We start from the raw sequence: 16911 nt of genomic DNA on the forward strand, positions 1-16911 counted from the left end.
GAATGGTCAGGCTTCCGATACTCGGTGCATCAACCCACCGGTAATCGACCATGAAGCCCTCAACGCACACCGTCAAAATTCTCCTGGCCATGGCGTTTGTCGTCGCCTGCTGGGGCTTCTCACCGACCGGCATCCACATCGGCTTGCAGGCCTACGACCCCGGCCACCTGGCGCTGCTGCGCTTTCTGATCGCATCGGTGTTCATGGCGGTCGTCGCCGCATTCAAGGGCATCAGTCTGCCGAAGCTTGGCGATCTGCCGTTGCTGTTCGTCCTTGGTTTTTTTGCCGTGAGCCTGCACCACGTCGCTTTGAACATCGGCCAGCAAAATGTCAGCGCTGGCGCTTCCAGTGTGCTGGCACAATCGACGCCGTTATTCAGCACCCTGCTGGCGCGTTTCGTGTTCAAGGACCAGGTCAGCGCCTGGCGCTGGGGATGTGTCTTGTTGGGATTGATGGGCGTGGTGATTGTGGTGGCCGGTGATCGAGGGCTGGGCAGCATGGATGCGCACGGATTGCTGATCTTGCTGGCGGCGGTGTCGTGGAGTTTCTACTTCGCATTGCAAAAGCATCATTGCGCTCGCTACGACGGCTTGACGCTGGTCTGCTACACGGTCTGGTCGGGCACGGCGCTGTTGCTGATTTATCTACCGGGGTTGGCCGGCAAGGTCGCCAGCGCGCCGATGCAGGTGCAAATGGCCGTGGTTGTCTTGGGCGTGTTTCCCAGCGCCCTCGCCTACCTGGCCTGGGCGTTTGTGCTGGCCCACATCGATTTGAGTCGGGCGACCATGACGCTGTATCTGATTCCGCCCACCGCCATGGCCATTGCGGCGTTTGCCATGGGCGAGCAGCCAACGTTGATGATCGGGATCGGTGCCGTGGTGGTGCTGATCAGCGTGCTGGCGTTGAATCTGGAGCGGCGCCCTGCGGTCATCGCGGCGCAGCCTGCCCGGCCATGACTGCACGCCATGCAGAATTAAAGAATCGCCTTGCGATGCCGACGTCCTCTGTTCACAAGAACGTGACGCCATCGCCTGGAAATGCTTATGAACCGTTTCGCTGCTGCCTGTGTGCTAGGGATGTTGTCCGGTTGCGCCAGCCCGCCACCCGCGACTCCCGCCCCACCTCCCTACCGGCAGCCGGTTCTGACAGTGCAAGAAGTGTTCAAGAAAACGCCACTGGAAAACTCAGTGATGCGTAACGGCGATGCGCTCAGCTATCAGGTCCACACCCCGGCTTACACTCGCCATGGTTTACCGAGCGTTGTACAGCTGCAAGCGGACTGCAAGGTGCCCGATGTCAAACTGCTGTTCCTCGACGACTTCCCGATCGCGACGACGGATGGCAGCCACCAGCACACACCGTTGACGGTTCTGATTCCCAAGGAACTGGCAGCCGAGCTGGCCAGCAAGCCGCACTTCAGCGAAGCCTGTACGCGCACCGCAGCGTCGGACTGGCGCATTGTCCATCGCACTGAAGCCGCTCGCTGGGTGATGATCGACGTCAACAGCCTGAAAACCGAGGGCAACGTCAGGCGGTTCTGGGGCGGGTTCGACGAACCCGTGCTGCTCACCGACAAGCCCAACCTGCAACTGTTCGGACAGACTCGCGAGCGCTACGAAGTCGATTGCGCACGCAAAACCTATCAAGTATTGAGCTCATTCCAGCTCGGCCCGAATGATCGGGTGTCCATGGGCGGGGTACTGAACAACCCGTCGCAGGCCTTCGTACAGGGCAGCGCGGACACCCAGACCTTGCTGAACGCTGCGTGCGCCGCACCCTCGCAGCGCTCGACACTGCCTGCGTATGTCGCCCGCGCCAAACTTGCGCTGAGCTACCAGATAGAACCTCTGTCCACTTCAGTACTGAAAGCTATCACCGATTTAAAGCTCGCACCGCCCACCCGGACACTCAAGCGCACGGTGTCGAAGATCAATAACACGCTCTTATATTTTTCAATCTCAAGCACGGAAAATGCGCTGGTGTTCGACACCGACGCTCAGAGCGGACAATTGCGCGAGCGCCGGGAAAAGGCTCCCGCCGGCCGGTACATCGTCAGTTTCAGAGGCTTGTTGCCACTGGCAGAACACTATTCGCTGACAGAGAGCACGCGAAACAGACCACCGTTATCCACCGTCACCGACACTCAGCAATTGAGTTTCACCGGCGACTGGCAACGCATGCCGGTGGGTGCGTCACTGGAAATGCGCGCCAGCAAACGGGAACGAAGCACCCTCGATGGCGAAACAATGAAACGGGAAAGTGTGCAGTGCATCGTGCAGCGTGTGCTCGACGCAGCCCAGGTCAACAGCGAGTTGAAAGGTCCCGCCAAAGAACTGCGCTGTCAGTTTGACCTTGGCCAGAAACTCAAACGTGACAGCAAGATTTTCTACCTTGAAGACTACGCTTACTTCTTTCTGTCCTCGTCCATGTTAGGGGGCACAGAGAGTCGAGTCAGGCTGGTCAAGGTCGAAGAATAAAGAAAAACCCGGCACAGTGGCCGGGTTCTGTTTATCGCCTGTCATCGGATAAAGGGGTTGGCTCATCCGCTGGCGGTACGTCCTCGTCAGCGGCCGGATCCTTCCAGTCTTCAGGTCGATCGGCGTCTGCGGCAGCCGGGTCCAGCGAAGGGTCCCTGCCGGGTTGAGAATCGTGATCCAACGTCGGCTCGTCGGTGCCGGGCATCGGTCTGGTCGGGGCGGTATCGGGTGTTCCACCTTGGAACATTGAGTCGTTAGCCATGACGCACCTCACTGATGAGGTCCAGCAAATCTGGGCCGTACTCGTTGGAAGCGGGCGCAGGAATGGCGTGCTATCGACTGGACAAACGGTTGTCAGGCGCCGGCCGAAAACCGGTCGCGACTGTTGGTCAGGTGCAGCCACATGGCGGCGCGTGCGGCGTCCGGGTCCTGCCGTTTGATCGCGTTGAGAATCGCCTCGTGCTCGAGGTTGGCCAGTTGCCCCAACTTGCTCAAATCCGCCGCGCCACGCTCGGCGGCATTGACCCGGGTCCGGGGAATCATGGCGCTGCCCAGGTGCTGCATGATTTCGGTGAAGCACACGTTGCCGGTGGCTTCGGCGATCAACAGGTGAAAGCGCTTGTCGGCCTCGACGCAGCTGTCGTTGTTGGCGAGCAGGCTTTGATAGTCGTCGAGTGCTTCGCGCATCTGCAGCAATTGCTGATCGGTGCGACGGCTCGCTGCCAGCGCGGCGGCCTGGGTTTCCAGGCCCATGCGCAACTCCAGAATGCTGCGCACCCCCAGCGCGGTATCGACATTCAATCGAAGCCCCTGCTCCGGCGCGCGCTCCAACACAAAGGTGCCGATGCCGTGACGGGTTTCCACCAGGCCTGAGGCCTGCAACTTCGAGATCGCCTCACGCACCACAGTGCGGCTGACCCCGTGCTCCTGAACAATCGTGTTCTCCGACGGCAGCTTGTCTCCCGGCAACATCTGCCCGAGCAAGATGCTTTGGCTCAGCTTGGCCACCAGGTCATGGGCCAGGTTGTGGGTGCGCTTGCGCGCGGGCGCGTCGAGGTCTTCTTGCATGGCGATCATCCGGAAGCAGGGCTAACGGAATCGTAGCACTGCGCTCGGCTGGAATCCCCAACAAAACAACTCAACTTGTATGACAACACTCAACAAATGGTCGTAAATGACTTCCACCTAGCCCCTACAAAACCACAAACAAAATAAAAAATAGCCGGTGAAGCGCCATTTATCTGGACGCAAGCGCTTGCAGGACAAAAAAACCTAGTTGTATGATGTCTATCAACATAGCAACACCCCGTCACACCCCGCATAAAAATAATCAGTGGGAGAAAACCAAGTGAATACCTCCATATCCGTGATGCACGAAGGCGCCGATTCGGTCCTGAAGTCCGCCATCTCGAAAGTCAAACGCCATGTCCTGCCGCTGTTCGTCATCATGTTCATCGTCAACTACATTGACCGCGTGAACATCGGCTTCGTCCGCGCCCACATGGAGCAGGACCTGGGCATCGGCGCTGCCGCCTACGGACTCGGCGCCGGCCTGTTCTTCATCGGCTATGCGCTGTTCGAAGTCCCCTCCAACATGCTTCTGCAAAAAGTCGGCGCCCGCATCTGGCTGACCCGCATCATGCTNACCTGGGGCATCGTCGCCACGCTGATGGCGTTCATCCAGAACGAAACCCAGTTCTATGTCCTGCGCTTTCTGCTGGGCGTGGCCGAAGCCGGGTTCTTTCCCGGGGTGATCTATTACTTCACGCGCTGGTTGCCAGGCGTCGAGCGTGGCAAGGCGATTGCCATTTTTCTCAGCGGTTCGGCGATTGCTTCTCTGATATCCGGCCCGCTGTCCGGGTTGCTGTTGCAGATCAGCGGATTCGGGATGCATGGCTGGCAGTGGATGTATTTCATCGAGGGGATGTTTTCAGTCGGGCTCTGCGTCTTCGTGTGGTTCTGGCTGGACTCCAAACCCCACGACGCCAAATGGCTGACCCGCGCCGAGCAAGATGCGCTGGTCAAAGCCATCGATGACGAACAACTGGCCCGGGAAGCGGCGACACCGATCAAGCCGTCGTTGGGTACGCTGCTCAAAGATCGCCAGATCATCCTGTTCTGCCTGATGTATTTCTGCATCCAACTGACGATTTACGCCGCCACCTTCTGGCTGCCGAGCATCATCAAGAAGATGGGCGACCTGAGTGACGTGCAGGTCGGGCTGTTCAACTCGATCCCGTGGTTGCTGTCGATCGTCGGCATGTACGCCTTCGCATCTTTGTCCGCCAAATGGAAACACCAGCAAGCCTGGGTCGCCACTGCCTTGTTGATTGCCGCAGTCGGCATGTTCATGTCCACCACCGGCGGGCCGATCTTCGCCTTTGTCGCGATTTGCTTTGCGGCCATCGGTTTCAAATCCGCTTCGTCGCTGTTCTGGCCGATTCCTCAGGCATACCTGGACGCGCGAATCGCGGCGGGCGTGATCGCGTTGATCAACTCGGTGGGCAATCTGGGCGGCTTCGTTGCGCCGACCACGTTCGGCCTGCTGGAAGAACACACCGGTTCCATTCAGGGCGGGCTGTATGTCTTGGCCGCGACATCGATCATCGCCGCGATCATCGTCTTCGCCGCGCGCAACACACCGAAAACCGCACCCGCCGTTGCCCTGGGCAAACCAGCGCCCAATCACGCCTGAATCACTGTGTTGAAGGACAAGACAATGAACCCACAAGACACCGCCAAAGCCCCGATCATCACCAGCATGCAAGTGGTGCCGGTGGCCGGTCACGATGGCATGCTGCTCAACCTGAGCGGCGCACACGGGCCGTTTTTTACGCGCAATATCGTGATTCTCAAAGACAGTTCCGGCAATACCGGTGTCGGTGAAGTNCCGGGGGGCGAGCGCATTCGCCAGACGCTGGAAGATGCACGTTCGCTGGTGGTCGGCAGTCCGATCGGCACGTATCAGAAGATCCTCAATCAGGTGCGCCAGACCTTTGCTGACCGTGATGCTGGCGGTCGCGGTTTGCAGACGTTTGACCTGCGCATCACCATTCACGCGGTCACAGGCCTGGAAGCCGCCCTCCTCGACTTGCTCGGCCAGCATTTGGACGTGCCGGTTGCGGCCCTGCTCGGTGAAGGCCAGCAGCGTGACGAGGTGAAGATGCTCGGTTACCTGTTTTATGTCGGTGATCGCAATGAAACCGATCTGGCCTATCGCAGCGAACCGGAGGCCGACAACGACTGGTTCCGCGTGCGTCACGACAAAGCCATGACCGCCGACGCCGTGGTGCGCCTGGCCGAGGCCGCGCACGCTCGCTACGGTTTCAAGGACTTCAAACTCAAGGGCGGCGTACTCAGCGGCGACGAGGAGATCGAAGCCGTCACCGCCTTGGCCGAACGGTTCCCGGACGCGCGCATTACCCTCGACCCGAATGGAGCATGGTCACTCAAGGAAGCCATTCGACTGTGCCGCGATCAGCATCACGTACTCGCTTATGCCGAAGACCCGTGCGGCGCGGAAAATGGCTACTCGGGCCGCGAAGTCATGGCTGAATTTCGCCGGGCCACGGGTTTGAAAACCGCGACCAACATGATCGCCACCGACTGGCGCGAAATGGGCCACGCCATCCAGCTGCAATCGGTGGATATTCCGCTCGCCGACCCACACTTCTGGACGATGCAAGGCTCGGTGCGTGTGGCGCAGATGTGCAATGACTGGGGCCTGACCTGGGGTTCGCACTCCAACAACCACTTCGATATTTCCCTGGCGATGTTCACCCAGGTGGCGGCGGCGGCGCCGGGCGACATCACCGCCATCGACACTCACTGGATCTGGCAGGACGGCCAGCGCCTGACCAGGGAGCCACTGAAAATCGAAGGGGGTTGCGTGCAGGTGCCGAAGAAGCCCGGGCTAGGGGTTGAACTGGATCTGGATCAACTGGCCAAGGCCCATGAGTTGTACAAAGGCATGGGACTGGGCGCGCGGGATGACAGCGTGGCGATGCAGTTTCTGATTCCGGGGTGGAAATTCGATAACAAGCGGCCGTGCCTGGTGCGCTAATTCTTCGAAACCACCTCACCCCCTGCGGGAGCGAGCTTGCCCGCGATGAGGGACTGACATACAACATTGATGTTGACTGNNATGACCTCATCGCGGGCAAGTCGAACCGTCACACCGCCGCCCCCACAGAATTTTGTATCAGCCCGAAGCTTGCAACAACCACTCCTTGAACATCGCCATCGCCGACGTTTCAGGGCGCGACTGCAAGCGGGTCAACCAATAGCTGCCAGTGGTGATACCGATGTCGAATGGTTGCTCGATCGCCCCCGCCGCCAGTTGTCGGGCGAACATCAGCGGCGGCGCCAAGGCAATGCCGGCGCCTTGTAGCGCCGCCTCCATCATGGCCAGCGAGGAGTCGAAGACGATGCTCTTGGGCGGTGGCGTATTGGCCGGTAACCCCGCGGCCAGAAACCACTCGGGCCACTCGTCCGTGCGATAGGAACGCAACAGCGTCTGCTTAAGCAAATCCGCAGGTTCTTGCAACTGCCCGGCTATTTCCGGGACGCAGAGCACCGACAACGGCGCGTCGATCAGCTTTGACGCCTCGATCCCGTGCCACGCTCCGGCGCCAAACCGGATGGCGTAATCCAGGCCTTCGGCAGCCACATCCACCCGGTTGTTGTTGGTCGACAGGCGCAAATCTATGAACGGATGTTTCGACTGGAAGTCCGCCAGTCGCGGCAACAGCCATCCCACCGCAAAGGTCCCCACGGCGCCCACGGTCAACACTTCACGAAAATGCCCGCCCTCGAACTGGCCTAAGGTATGTGCAATACGGTCGAAGGACTCGCGCAACACCGGCAGCAGGGTTTCGCCCTCACTGGTCAGCATCAAGCCGCGTGGCAGGCGCTTGAACAGCGTTACGTTAAGCTGGGCTTCGAGGCTTTTGACTTGATGACTGACGGCCGCCGGCGTGACGAACAACTCCACCGCTGCCCGAGTGAAGCTCAAATGGCGCGCGGATGCCTCGAAGGCACGTAATGCATTCAGCGGCAGATGAGGACGAATCATGCCCACTCCCAAATTTTTCTAATGGCTAACCCGAAATATCGTCGTTTGTCGATTGCCGCCCGACTGCCTAGATTTGGCGCGCCCGTCAGCCGTCCGGTGTTGGATCCGGTCGGAGTGTAGCGGTTAAAGTAATGGCAACTCATGGAGAGTGGTTCCAATCATGTTCAAATTTCATCTGCCAAGACTGGCGTCCCTCAGCACTTTCGCCCTGTTACTCAGCGCAAGTCATTGTATGGCCGCCACAAAATCCGACGATCAACTCGACGCCCTGGTGAAAAACGCCATCGGGCCGGTCATGCAACAACAGAATATCCCTGGCGTCGCGGTCGCGATCACCTTGAAGGGTCAGCAGCATTACTTTAACTACGGCGTGGCGTCGAAAGAGGACGGTAAACCCGTCAACAAAGACACGCTGTTCGAAATCGGCTCGGTGAGTAAAACCTTCGCCACCACGCTGACGGCCTACGCCCAGGCCAGCGGCAAACTGTCCTTGTCTGACCGGGCCAGCCAGGTGTGGCCTGAGCTGCGCGGCAGTGCATTCGACACCATCAGCGTATTGCAACTCGCCACTTACACCGCTGGCGGGTTGCCGCTGCAGTTCCCTGACGAGGCCGATCATCCAGACAAAATGCTCGCCTACTTCAAACAGTGGAAGCCCGTTTATGCACCAGGCACCCACCGTCAGTATTCGAACCCCAGCCTTGGGCTGTCCGGTTATCTGGCGGCCAAAAGCATGGGCCAGCCGTTCGATGAGTTGATGGAAAAAACCCTGCTGCCCAAACTCGGCCTCAAGCACACTTACCTCAAGGTGCCGCAGGAGCAGATGGGGCTTTACGCCCAGGGTTACGGCAAGGAGGGCAAACCGGTGCGGGTGAGCCCGGGAGCGCTGGATTCGGAGGCGTATGGGGTGAAAACCAGCGCGGCGGATTTGCTTCATTATGTTGAAGCGAACCTGAAACCGGAGACGCTGGAGAAACCAATGCAGCAAGCGATTGCCCTCACTCACAGCGGTTACTACACCGTGGGCGAGATGACGCAGGGCTTGGGTTGGGAGCACTACCACTATCCGGCCAGCCTCGAAACGTTGCTGAGTGGCAACTCGACGGAGATGGCGATGGAAGCGCACAAAGTCCAGTGGCTGAACCCACCGCAACCTGCGCAAGACGCGGCATGGTTCAACAAGACCGGGTCGACAGGTGGCTTCGGCGCTTATGTCGCGTTCGTACCTTCGGAAGACATCGGCATCGTTATTCTGGCGAACAAGAATTACCCGAACGCCGAACGAATCAAGATTGCTCACAACATATTGAGTGCCCTACTCAAGTAAGAGTCAGTTCACTTCCTTCAGGCCGGTCAAATACCTGTGGCGGGGGGGCTTGCCCCCTCGCCATAGGATCGCGTGCTCAAGTAAGAGTCAGTTCACTTCCTTCAGGCCGGTCAAATACCTGTGGCGGGGGGGCTTGCCCCCTCGCCATAGGATCGCGTGCTCGCAATAAAATGGGCGACCTTTTTGGGGTCGCCCATTGTCGTTATTACGTCAGTTCAATGCCGAGTCGGCGCAGGAGCGTCAGGCGCATCGTTCCTCGGATCGAGATTGTCCCGAGCCTGATTCACCAACAACTCCGCAATCCCCGCCAACTGCTGAATCGCTCCCAGCATCACCCGGTTCGAGCCATCCAGCTTGACGGCAAAACTCACAAGCACCGCATTCAGGGACGCAAGGGTTTCGCTGGCCTGATGCAAAAGGGTGAGGGTGTCGACGCCCGGGGCAACAGACAAGATCTGATTGATCGGGACGGAACGCCTGGGCTTGCGCACTCGAATGCGGGTGTCGCGCTCGGCCGTTTCGCCCAGCCGGACAAGCTTCAGGTGAGTGGCGTCGGTTGGGCGTTGCGGATCATTTTTGCCGATCTTCTTCATAGACGAGGCTCCTTTCTGGCCATTGGTTATTTCGTCCCTGGATCCCTCAGTGTTGCGGACTCCCACGTCCGACCGCGATGGTTGCGGTGGCTGACAAAGGCTAACGGCGCGCTCTGACAGAAACCAGTTCATGAAGTCCGACAGGACTTGCAGGAAATTTCCGAGACCAATGAAATCAATACCTCCCCGCCCGGAACACGCGCCTTTTTTTAGCCGCAGCCGAGCAAAAAAAATGGGCGTCCCCTTGAGGTCGCTTNNNGAGCAAGCCCGCTCCCACAAGGGTGATGGCGGCGTACACAAAGACCGAATCCTGCCGGGGTCAGTCAGTGTTCAATCATCCGGCATTTCAGGGGGCTTGGCGGGTTTGGCGGGTTTGCCCGGTTTTTCACCCTTGGCACCTTTGGCGGCCGGTTCGGCAACCACGGGGGTCGCGACTGTCGGCGGTGCGGCTTCTTTCTCGGTCGCCGGCAAGGCGTCGATGGTTTCGAATATCTTCTTCAAATCGACCGACTTTGATTCATCCCCCGAACTCTCGAACTTCTTCTCGCCGTCCTTGCCCACCAGGATGACTTTGGGCAACGCCCCCGCGCCGAGTTTCAGCGAGCGGATCAGTGCCATGGTGTCCTGCTGGCCGAGATCCTTGCCGTCGAGCTGACCGAACATATTCAGCACGGTGTACACCCTGATATTGCGCTGGGCGACACCTTCCTTGTTGGCCGGATCGTTCAGCGAATTCTTGAGGCCCACCCAGACGGGGTCAACGGTGCTGGGAGCAATCACAATCAGTGGCCGGGCCCTGCCCTTGTCGATGTCCAGCGGTGAGCCGTCTTCGGCGGCGAGCAAGGGGCCGGCGAAAGCCAGCAAGGTAGTCAGGGTCAAAGACCTGATGAGCATGCGCATCTCCTTTTGATATCCACGCTCTAATGATTGCGCATCGCGGCGATCGTTCCGGGTGACGTACCGCAATTGTGTTCCGCCTTGACCCAAGCTTAGGTCAGGGCGGTCATTGCGCAACAGGCTGAGCTAATCTCATCACTCATAACGAACCACCTGATCCGCCGTGAGGCCCTCGCCATGAGCGCTCAGTTGAACCACACCATCGTCTGGTGCCGAGACAAGCAGATTTCGGCCCATTACCTCGCCGAGATCCTCGGCTTACCCGCTCCCGAGCCGTTTGGGCCGATGCTGACCGAGCCCTCTAAGCGTTCCATTATCCTTTTGACCAGGGCCAGGCCTACGCCCAACCCGCCTTGTTTGGTGGTAAAAAAAGGCTTGAAGACCATTTGTTGCTGTTGCTTGGTCATGCCCTTGCCGGTATCGCTCAGGATCATGCACACATGGCCGGTCTGCGGCGATTCAATCTCGATACTCAGCACGCCGCCCCTGGGCATGGCTTCCAGGGCGTTGGCAATCAGGCTATTGAGAATTTGCGTCAGCAACACCTGCTGACTAACCACTGGCGGGCAGACCTTGGGTGTGAAACGGACTTCAACGCCGGAGCGTTTGATCAGCGCGTCGAAGGCACCCAGGGTGTCATCAATGATCAATACCAGATCCACCGCCTCATAGTCGTCATTCATCGGCCGCAACGACATCAGCAATTCACGAACCCAACGCGACATGCGATCGACCTGATTGATGATGTCGCCGATGTTCTTTTGCGTATTCTGGCTGGCGATTTCCTGGGCCAGTTCGGCGCTCGAGCGAATGTTCGCCAGCGGATTGCGCAAACTGTGGGCCACGGCCGAGGACATTTCACCCAGCGCCACGAAGGTTTCGTTGGCGATCAACTGTTTCTGCTGGCTCTCGAGCAGCTCGGACGCACGCCAGACAATCCAGAATAGCCCGAGGTAAATGACGGCACCACCAAGCAGGGTCGCCAGCCAGATCGACTTGAAACCACGCTGGATGCGCGCCACCAGGTCTGCAGGTTCTTTGTAGATCTCCACCATGGCGATTACTTTGCTTTTGTCGGCATTGAACATCGGGATGTAGTTCTCGATGAACAAGTACTTGGGTTCGCGCAGCAGCATCTGTTCGGGACGTTCTTCATCGATCTGGTGGTAGCTGGTGGACACGGTTTCCTTCATCTCAAAGGATTCGTCCAGCTCCTTATCATTTTCAATGCGCACGCCGACCAACTCCGGGTTGGTCGACCAGACCACCGTGCGATCCAGAGCGTACACCACCGCCAACAGCGTGTCCGGCAAGTGTGCGACATGATCAAGAAACTCTGTGCGGGCAGCCGCACGAGAGCCAGGATCGACGTCGGAATAGGCATTGTCACCTCGAGGATCGAGCATTTCGCCCATGGTTCTGTTCGGGGTAATCGAGGCGTGGCGGATTTCGGCATCACCAATGGCCTGAATGAATTGCGCAGTCAGCATGGAGTCGCGCTCGATGCTTTCCTCGACGACGAAGCGCGTAGATATATAACCCAGCCCCAGCGCCACGGCGGCGATGATGAAAAAACTGCCTAGGGAAAACCAGCGCAGCAGATTGAACTGGCCACGCAAGCCCGTGCCTTCTCCTGCCGCCCTGTGCGGCAACGCAGGTACTTTTTGACGTTGGAGTATCTGCATGGGTGGCTCCTGAGTACCGGGTTGAAGCCTCTTCATTGGATCAGTGCTGGTGGCATTGATCGAGCCCGACGGCTCAATGATTGTATTCAGCTGCTATTGCAGCTGCGCCGCCTGCAACGATTGTTGACGGTCAGTTTCTTCCTGCAAAAATCCCATAATTGACTGCGCAGCGTTCTCATCCAGACGCAGGTTGGGCATCGGGATTTTGTCGAAACGTTCAAACAGCTCCAGCGCGATAGGGTCCTTTTCCGCGAGCATGCGGTCCGGTTCACGAATCCAGCGGCTGAGCCAGGCCGGGGCGCGTTGCCGAGTCACGCCAATCAAATCCGGGCCGATACTGCGCAGCCCGATGCCCTGCCCGTCCAGCGGACCCAGGCTGTGGCACGACGCGCATCGGGTGCGAAACAGTTCTTCGCCATTGCTCGGCGGACGGATCTCGGGCGCATCGGCGTAACTTTCTTCAACACTGGGTTTCTTCCAGTTCTGCAACGTGTTGGCCAACTGATCGGCGAGGATCCACGGGTTCTCGAACGGCGAGGCTTTCATCCAGCGACCGGTGCTTTGGTTGCCGACGATCAGGCTCAGGTTGTGGTCTTTGCTACGTCCGTTGTCGACGCCTTCGATGAACAGGCCGAGTTTTTTTCGAAGATCGGTGACCGCTTCGAATTCACCGGTCAGAAACTTCCAGCCCGGCCCGACCTTGAAGCGTTGTGCATAAGCCTTCAGCACTTCTGGCGTGTCGCTGAGCGGATCAATGCTGATGGAGTAGAAGAAGATGTCCTGGCCGACCCGGTCGCCCAACAACTTTTGCACCTGACGCAAGCGTGCGGTTTCCAGCGGGCAGGAGTCGCTGCACGAAGTAAATATGAAATTGATCACCACCACCTTGTCCTTGATCAAGTCATCGAAGAAATGCACCTGCCGACCGTCCTGATCGGTCAGCAGGGTGTTGGGGAAGTAATCGCTGCCCCAGGGTGTCGCCGATTCCGTCGGCGACAACACCCCTTCGTGGGCGAGCAGCACCTGACTGGCCAGGAGACAGGTCACCAGGACCAGAATCAGGTGCATGCCCAAGGCGCGGGAGCGCGGCGTAGGCGGTGGTGTGTCGGCTCCCCTGCGCTTCATTTTTTCACCGCCACTTGTGGGCCGAAGCCATCGCCATTGCGGAAGGTTGGCAGTGCGGCAGAGTTGACGTAGCGCACGCCATCCCAGCTCGGCAACGGTGTCGGCATCAACTGGAATTGCCCGGGTTTCTCAATGTCCCAGCGCAGCAGCATCGAGTTATCTTCATGCTGAGTGTTGTGACAGTGCTCCATGTACGTCCCGGCGAATTCGCGAAAGTTGATCGCCATCTCGACGCTGTCCAGGCCATCGTTTTCCGAACCGATGCGGTACACGTCCTTGCGTGCCCATTTTTCCCATTCCGGTGGCGCCTTGCCGCCGCGGCTGAGTATGATCCCCTCTTCGAAGTGCACGTGCACCGGGTGGCTCCAGCCCTTGCCGCCTGCCTTGATGTTCCACACTTCCAGGGTGCCGAAACCGCTGACGCCGGCATCGGTGGGACCGGTTTTCAACTGGGTTGCCGTGTTCAAACGACGCGGGTCCATGTGGAAGCCGAATCCGCCATCGGTCTTGACCGTCCACGGTGCTTCATCGGTGCCGTCGGAACGGCCAAAGGTGAAGGTGCGGTGGCGCGCCTGGGACAGCAGGACCTTGTCGGCGGCATTGTCGCGATGGATTTTCAGCGGGATCATCACCAGGCCTTCGGCTTTACCCGGTTTGGCCGGTTCGTACGCCGCTGGGTCCATGGCCAGGTCCTGACCGGTGTAGGCCTTGACGTTCAGTTGCAACACCTTGCCTACCGCCGGGTCACCCTTGTCCCACTGCGGTCCTTTGCTGCTTTGCTTGATCACCGCCAGGTATTTCTCCGACAGCACATCGCTCAGCGAGACAGGTTCTTTCGGACCTTTGCCATCGTCATGGGCGAGCAGGTTGACGAAGAAAATCTTGTCGCCTGGCTTGATGCCGTTTTTGGCGAAGTTGACGATGATGTCGAAGCGCTCGGCAATGCCCTGGGTNGGCAGGATTGCATTGTGGTCCTGCCGGTCACCGTCGGCATCCAGGTCCATGCTGCCGTCGAAGGGCACGGCGTGTTCCATGATGTTGCCGTCGTTGCCGATCAGGTGGAACGGCACCCGGTTGTAGGAAACCCCCGAACCCGCCGGCCCCGGAAACTCGCCGCCATTGCCGCTGATTTCACGNACGAGCGCCAGCTTGTAGTAACGCGACACCGAACCGTTGAGCATGCGGAATCGATAGCTGCGGGCGCGCACGTCCAGGGTCGGTTTCCACTGCCAGTTGACCAGCACCTGGTCACCGAGGAAGCCGTCGGTGTTGAACGGGTTGAACCACAGCTGACCAGCCTGATCCCACGCCTTGTCGGCGAACACCAGGTTGACGTCGTAGTCGCGGTTGCCCCACGGCAAGGCGCTGCCGCTGGGGAAACGCAGGTTGACGCCGTCGTTCACTGACTCGTTGCCGCGGTCCAGGGCGCTGTAGTAATTCATCATCGCCGCGTTGCCCTTGTAGACGTTCTGCGCGGTGAAATCGAGCATGTGGTCGTGGAACCAGTGGGTGCTCATGGTTTCGCGCCAGTCGCCGCGGATCTTGATCGTGCCGTGGTCGCAGGTCTTGCGGCTGGGGCTTAAATCGTTGGTCCACAGGGTTTCGCCCGGCGAGCACGGGAACGCCGCGCGCGGGTCATGGGCGTCGGTGTTGATGCTGTCGTAACCGGCCAACTGGATCGGCCAGCGATAGTCGTAATACTGCCCCGGGAAGAAAAAGGCGTTGGCATAGCCGTCGCTTTCCGCCGGTGAGTGACCGTTGTGTTCGTGGGTGCTGATGGTGTGCAGGCCGAAGCCCATGTTGGCCGACGGGTCGATTGGCAAGCCGTTGTAATGGCGCATCAGCACCGGTTGACCGTAACGCACCATCAGCAACTTGGGCGGCAAGGTGCCGTCGAAGGTCCAGACCGAATTGTGGTTCTGCACCGGCATGTTTGGGTGGAAACGCGCATCGACGCCTTTGGCGGTGCCGTCCGTGGCCGGCACACCGGCAACGTTGTGATAGAGGCCACCGGGGCCGAACTCACCCAGCGCATAACCATGCATCTGATGGCTGTCACGCCAACCGCTGTTGACCCTCGCCCCGGTTTGCACGGTTTTGTAGGCCGTTTGCGGGTAGAACTCGTTCCAGCGCTGATGCGACCAGCCTTTTCCTGGCGGCCGACCTTCAGCAGAAGAACCGATATGGCGGTTGAGAAAATACTCGATCTGCGCCTGCCACGGGTTGCGGTCCACCACGTTCGAGAACTGGCTGGGGAACGGCGTCAGTCCCGGTTGACGCAAGAAGGCATCCAGCGCCGCACTCGGCGGTGCACTGCGGGCTGCGCTGGTGGGATCTTGTTGAGGCAACGGCCCAATGGCCGCCGGGGGAAAACCCAGCGGCGCCGCCGGTGTGGTGGGGTCGAGTTTTTCCGGGCCGAATTCTTCGAACAGCACCAGCTGCTGAGTGAACGGCTGAGCACCAAACAANGGGCTNGGTTTGCCGTTGGTGGGGAAGTTGAANNNGGTCTGCAGCGCTGGCGGCAGGATGTTTTCCTTGCGCGTGGTGTCTTTGCTGCCTTTGACGCCACCCGGCAAGTCGAAGGAATCGAGGTTAGCCGGGGGCATGGTCAAAATGGCGTTCAAGGCGCCTACTTTGTCAGTCGGTTCGTCGTAATATCTGGAAGGATCGTTCGGCTCAGGCTCTCGTTCGTCATCGATGGGGCTGGCACGCAGCGTCGCTGTGCCCAGAGCCATTGTCAGGAGGACGCTTAGAGGCGTTATCAGGCCGAACCATTTGAAGGGGAACCGCGCTTTTCTGTCCATCACCAGCCGCCTCGAAATCGTGAAGGGGTAGTGGTGGGAGTGCAAGGAGTTCGCCAGATTCGTAATGCTCTATACAAAGCATCAATACCCAGCAGAACAATGGCTTATCAACATCAATTTGCCATGCCCAAAAAGCGACTGGGGCATGGCACCCGCTACTGGGTAAAGTTCCTCCCCATATTCAGGGAATTCGCTTGAACAACAGGCGGACACACCGTGCCGTCGCCCTCGCGACTTTCCCGACTGAACACCCCGCCGCACCGCTCCATCATCCGCTTGACCTGCACCAGGCCACCTTGCCTGGTGGTGAAAAAAGGCCGGAACGCCAGGCTGCGTTGCTCCAGGATTTTTGCGACAGGAACAGCCCGGCGTCTTATCAGCTTGTTCAGCAGGCAAGAGTCCGTGGGAAGCATTCATCACGTTTGGATTACAGGTGGCGGGCGCGTCGAAAACCGATCAACAGAAACAGGGTGAACAAGCCGAGGACAAATCCAAGACCAATCGCCGGGTTTACCACTGGCTCAAGGTGATCTTCTTCGCAGGCAGTGCTATTGAATTGCGCGACAGTAATTCGCTGATGATCCATCGAAGACCGCGTTTGGCCAATTTGGATCGCCGCCTGTTGCTCTAGATCCAACGCCTGATACTTCCAGAGCGTTGAAGATCCTTCTCGGCAGTAGGTAAATTCAGCGGGATGTGAAGCGGCAATAATACAAGCGTCGTTGATGCCCATTTTTTGCAGCGTTTCTGTTGCGGATCGGGTGAAGTCCAGCTCGAAGACCGGAATGATCCCGGTAGCAGAAGCGGTGAGCGAAACCAACAGGCTGCTCATGGCGCAGGTCGTTGAAATGTTCAAGGTCGGGCTCCCCTATTTCCATTCCCTGGTCAAATGTTGATCGAGCGTTTCCCACGAACCGACATACCGGCGT

At 59.0% G+C, this 16911-nt stretch carries 14 protein-coding genes and 2 pseudogenes; 6 read left to right on the top strand and 10 right to left on the bottom strand.

The window, feature by feature from the left end; translation table 11 throughout:
* Positions 1-50 precede the first annotated feature (50 nt).
* A complete protein-coding gene (locus tag B7L09_RS06135) occupies positions 51-956 on the top strand; it encodes a DMT family transporter (protein ID WP_094468158.1) in 906 nt (301 codons plus the stop codon).
* Positions 957-1043: 87 nt separating this feature from the next.
* A complete protein-coding gene (locus tag B7L09_RS06140) occupies positions 1044-2477 on the top strand; it encodes a hypothetical protein (RefSeq protein WP_141213431.1) in 1434 nt (477 codons plus the stop codon).
* Positions 2478-2508: 31 nt separating this feature from the next.
* On the opposite strand, the gene B7L09_RS06145 is transcribed toward B7L09_RS06140, so the two are convergent.
* Positions 2509-2739 carry a hypothetical protein gene (locus tag B7L09_RS06145; protein WP_094468160.1) on the bottom strand — a complete coding sequence of 77 codons (231 nt, stop codon included), beginning with the start codon at positions 2737-2739 and terminating at the stop codon, positions 2509-2511.
* Between the two features lie 92 nt (positions 2740-2831).
* On the bottom strand, positions 2832-3545 hold the full coding sequence (locus tag B7L09_RS06150; protein WP_094468161.1) for a FadR/GntR family transcriptional regulator: 714 nt from the start codon (positions 3543-3545) through the stop codon (positions 2832-2834).
* Between the two features lie 280 nt (positions 3546-3825).
* On the opposite strand from B7L09_RS06150, the gene B7L09_RS06155 reads away from it, so the two are divergent.
* Both B7L09_RS06155 and gudD read left to right on the top strand, forming a co-directional pair.
* Positions 3826-5172: an MFS transporter gene (locus B7L09_RS06155; RefSeq protein WP_094468162.1), complete on the top strand. Its 1347-nt coding sequence runs from the start codon at positions 3826-3828 to the stop codon at positions 5170-5172.
* A 24-nt stretch (positions 5173-5196) separates the two neighbouring features.
* Positions 5197-6540: a glucarate dehydratase gene (gene gudD, locus B7L09_RS06160; RefSeq protein WP_094468163.1), complete on the top strand. Its 1344-nt coding sequence runs from the start codon at positions 5197-5199 to the stop codon at positions 6538-6540.
* A gap of 138 nt (positions 6541-6678) precedes the next feature.
* On the opposite strand, the gene B7L09_RS06165 is transcribed toward gudD, so the two are convergent.
* Positions 6679-7551: a LysR family transcriptional regulator gene (locus B7L09_RS06165; RefSeq protein ID WP_094468164.1), complete on the bottom strand. Its 873-nt coding sequence runs from the start codon at positions 7549-7551 to the stop codon at positions 6679-6681.
* A gap of 160 nt (positions 7552-7711) precedes the next feature.
* On the opposite strand from B7L09_RS06165, the gene ampC reads away from it, so the two are divergent.
* Positions 7712-8878, top strand: a complete 1167-nt coding sequence (gene ampC / locus B7L09_RS06170; RefSeq protein WP_094468165.1) for a class C beta-lactamase — start codon at positions 7712-7714, stop codon at positions 8876-8878.
* Between the two features lie 215 nt (positions 8879-9093).
* Here ampC and B7L09_RS06175 read toward each other — a convergent pair whose 3' ends face one another.
* Positions 9094-9471: a DUF6124 family protein gene (locus tag B7L09_RS06175; protein WP_094468166.1), complete on the bottom strand. Its 378-nt coding sequence runs from the start codon at positions 9469-9471 to the stop codon at positions 9094-9096.
* 330 nt (positions 9472-9801) lie between these two features.
* Positions 9802-10365 (bottom strand): DUF4174 domain-containing protein, encoded by a 564-nt coding sequence (locus B7L09_RS06180; RefSeq protein ID WP_094468167.1) that lies wholly within the window; start codon positions 10363-10365, stop codon positions 9802-9804.
* Positions 10366-10545: 180 nt separating this feature from the next.
* On the opposite strand from B7L09_RS06180, the pseudogene B7L09_RS32290 reads away from it, so the two are divergent.
* Positions 10546-10659: pseudogene (locus tag B7L09_RS32290) on the top strand (VOC family protein); the annotation flags it as partial.
* Here the strand turns inward: B7L09_RS32290 and B7L09_RS06185 are convergent.
* The 5 genes and pseudogenes from B7L09_RS06185 to B7L09_RS31950 form a co-directional block, all read right to left on the bottom strand.
* Positions 10605-12053, bottom strand: coding sequence for an ATP-binding protein (locus B7L09_RS06185; RefSeq protein ID WP_094468168.1), 1449 nt, complete (start codon positions 12051-12053; stop codon positions 10605-10607). The pseudogene B7L09_RS32290 and the gene B7L09_RS06185 overlap by 55 nt on opposite strands.
* Positions 12054-12146: 93 nt before the next feature.
* On the bottom strand, positions 12147-13178 hold the full coding sequence (locus B7L09_RS06190; RefSeq protein ID WP_094468169.1) for an SCO family protein: 1032 nt from the start codon (positions 13176-13178) through the stop codon (positions 12147-12149).
* Positions 13175-15982: a multicopper oxidase domain-containing protein gene (locus B7L09_RS06195; RefSeq protein ID WP_094468170.1), complete on the bottom strand. Its 2808-nt coding sequence runs from the start codon at positions 15980-15982 to the stop codon at positions 13175-13177. Before B7L09_RS06195 ends, B7L09_RS06190 begins: the two co-directional genes overlap by 4 nt.
* A gap of 181 nt (positions 15983-16163) precedes the next feature.
* Positions 16164-16323: pseudogene (locus B7L09_RS32295) on the bottom strand (two-component sensor histidine kinase); the annotation flags it as partial.
* 86 nt (positions 16324-16409) lie between these two features.
* On the bottom strand, positions 16410-16814 hold the full coding sequence (locus B7L09_RS31950; RefSeq protein WP_158080554.1) for a hypothetical protein: 405 nt from the start codon (positions 16812-16814) through the stop codon (positions 16410-16412).
* Positions 16815-16911 lie beyond the last annotated feature (97 nt).

This window comes from Pseudomonas mandelii (genome assembly GCF_002251635.1).
GTDB lineage: Bacteria > Pseudomonadota > Gammaproteobacteria > Pseudomonadales > Pseudomonadaceae > Aquipseudomonas > Aquipseudomonas mandelii_B.

Bases quoted from the DNA above. Each gene is read 5' to 3' on its own strand.
- B7L09_RS06135 (WP_094468158.1), top strand. From the start codon at position 51: ATGAAGCCCTCAACGCACACCGTCAAAATTCTCCTGGCCATGGCGTTT.
- B7L09_RS06140 (WP_141213431.1), top strand. From the start codon at position 1,044: ATGAACCGTTTCGCTGCTGCCTGTGTGCTAGGGATGTTGTCCGGTTGC.
- B7L09_RS06145 (WP_094468160.1), bottom strand. From the start codon at position 2,739: ATGGCTAACGACTCAATGTTCCAAGGTGGAACACCCGATACCGCCCCG.
- B7L09_RS06150 (WP_094468161.1), bottom strand. From the start codon at position 3,545: ATGCAAGAAGACCTCGACGCGCCCGCGCGCAAGCGCACCCACAACCTG.
- B7L09_RS06165 (WP_094468164.1), bottom strand. From the start codon at position 7,551: ATGATTCGTCCTCATCTGCCGCTGAATGCATTACGTGCCTTCGAGGCA.
- ampC (WP_094468165.1), top strand. From the start codon at position 7,712: ATGTTCAAATTTCATCTGCCAAGACTGGCGTCCCTCAGCACTTTCGCC.
- B7L09_RS06175 (WP_094468166.1), bottom strand. From the start codon at position 9,471: ATGAAGAAGATCGGCAAAAATGATCCGCAACGCCCAACCGACGCCACT.
- B7L09_RS06180 (WP_094468167.1), bottom strand. From the start codon at position 10,365: ATGCTCATCAGGTCTTTGACCCTGACTACCTTGCTGGCTTTCGCCGGC.
- B7L09_RS06185 (WP_094468168.1), bottom strand. From the start codon at position 12,053: ATGCAGATACTCCAACGTCAAAAAGTACCTGCGTTGCCGCACAGGGCG.
- B7L09_RS06190 (WP_094468169.1), bottom strand. From the start codon at position 13,178: ATGAAGCGCAGGGGAGCCGACACACCACCGCCTACGCCGCGCTCCCGC.
- B7L09_RS31950 (WP_158080554.1), bottom strand. From the start codon at position 16,814: ATGAGCAGCCTGTTGGTTTCGCTCACCGCTTCTGCTACCGGGATCATT.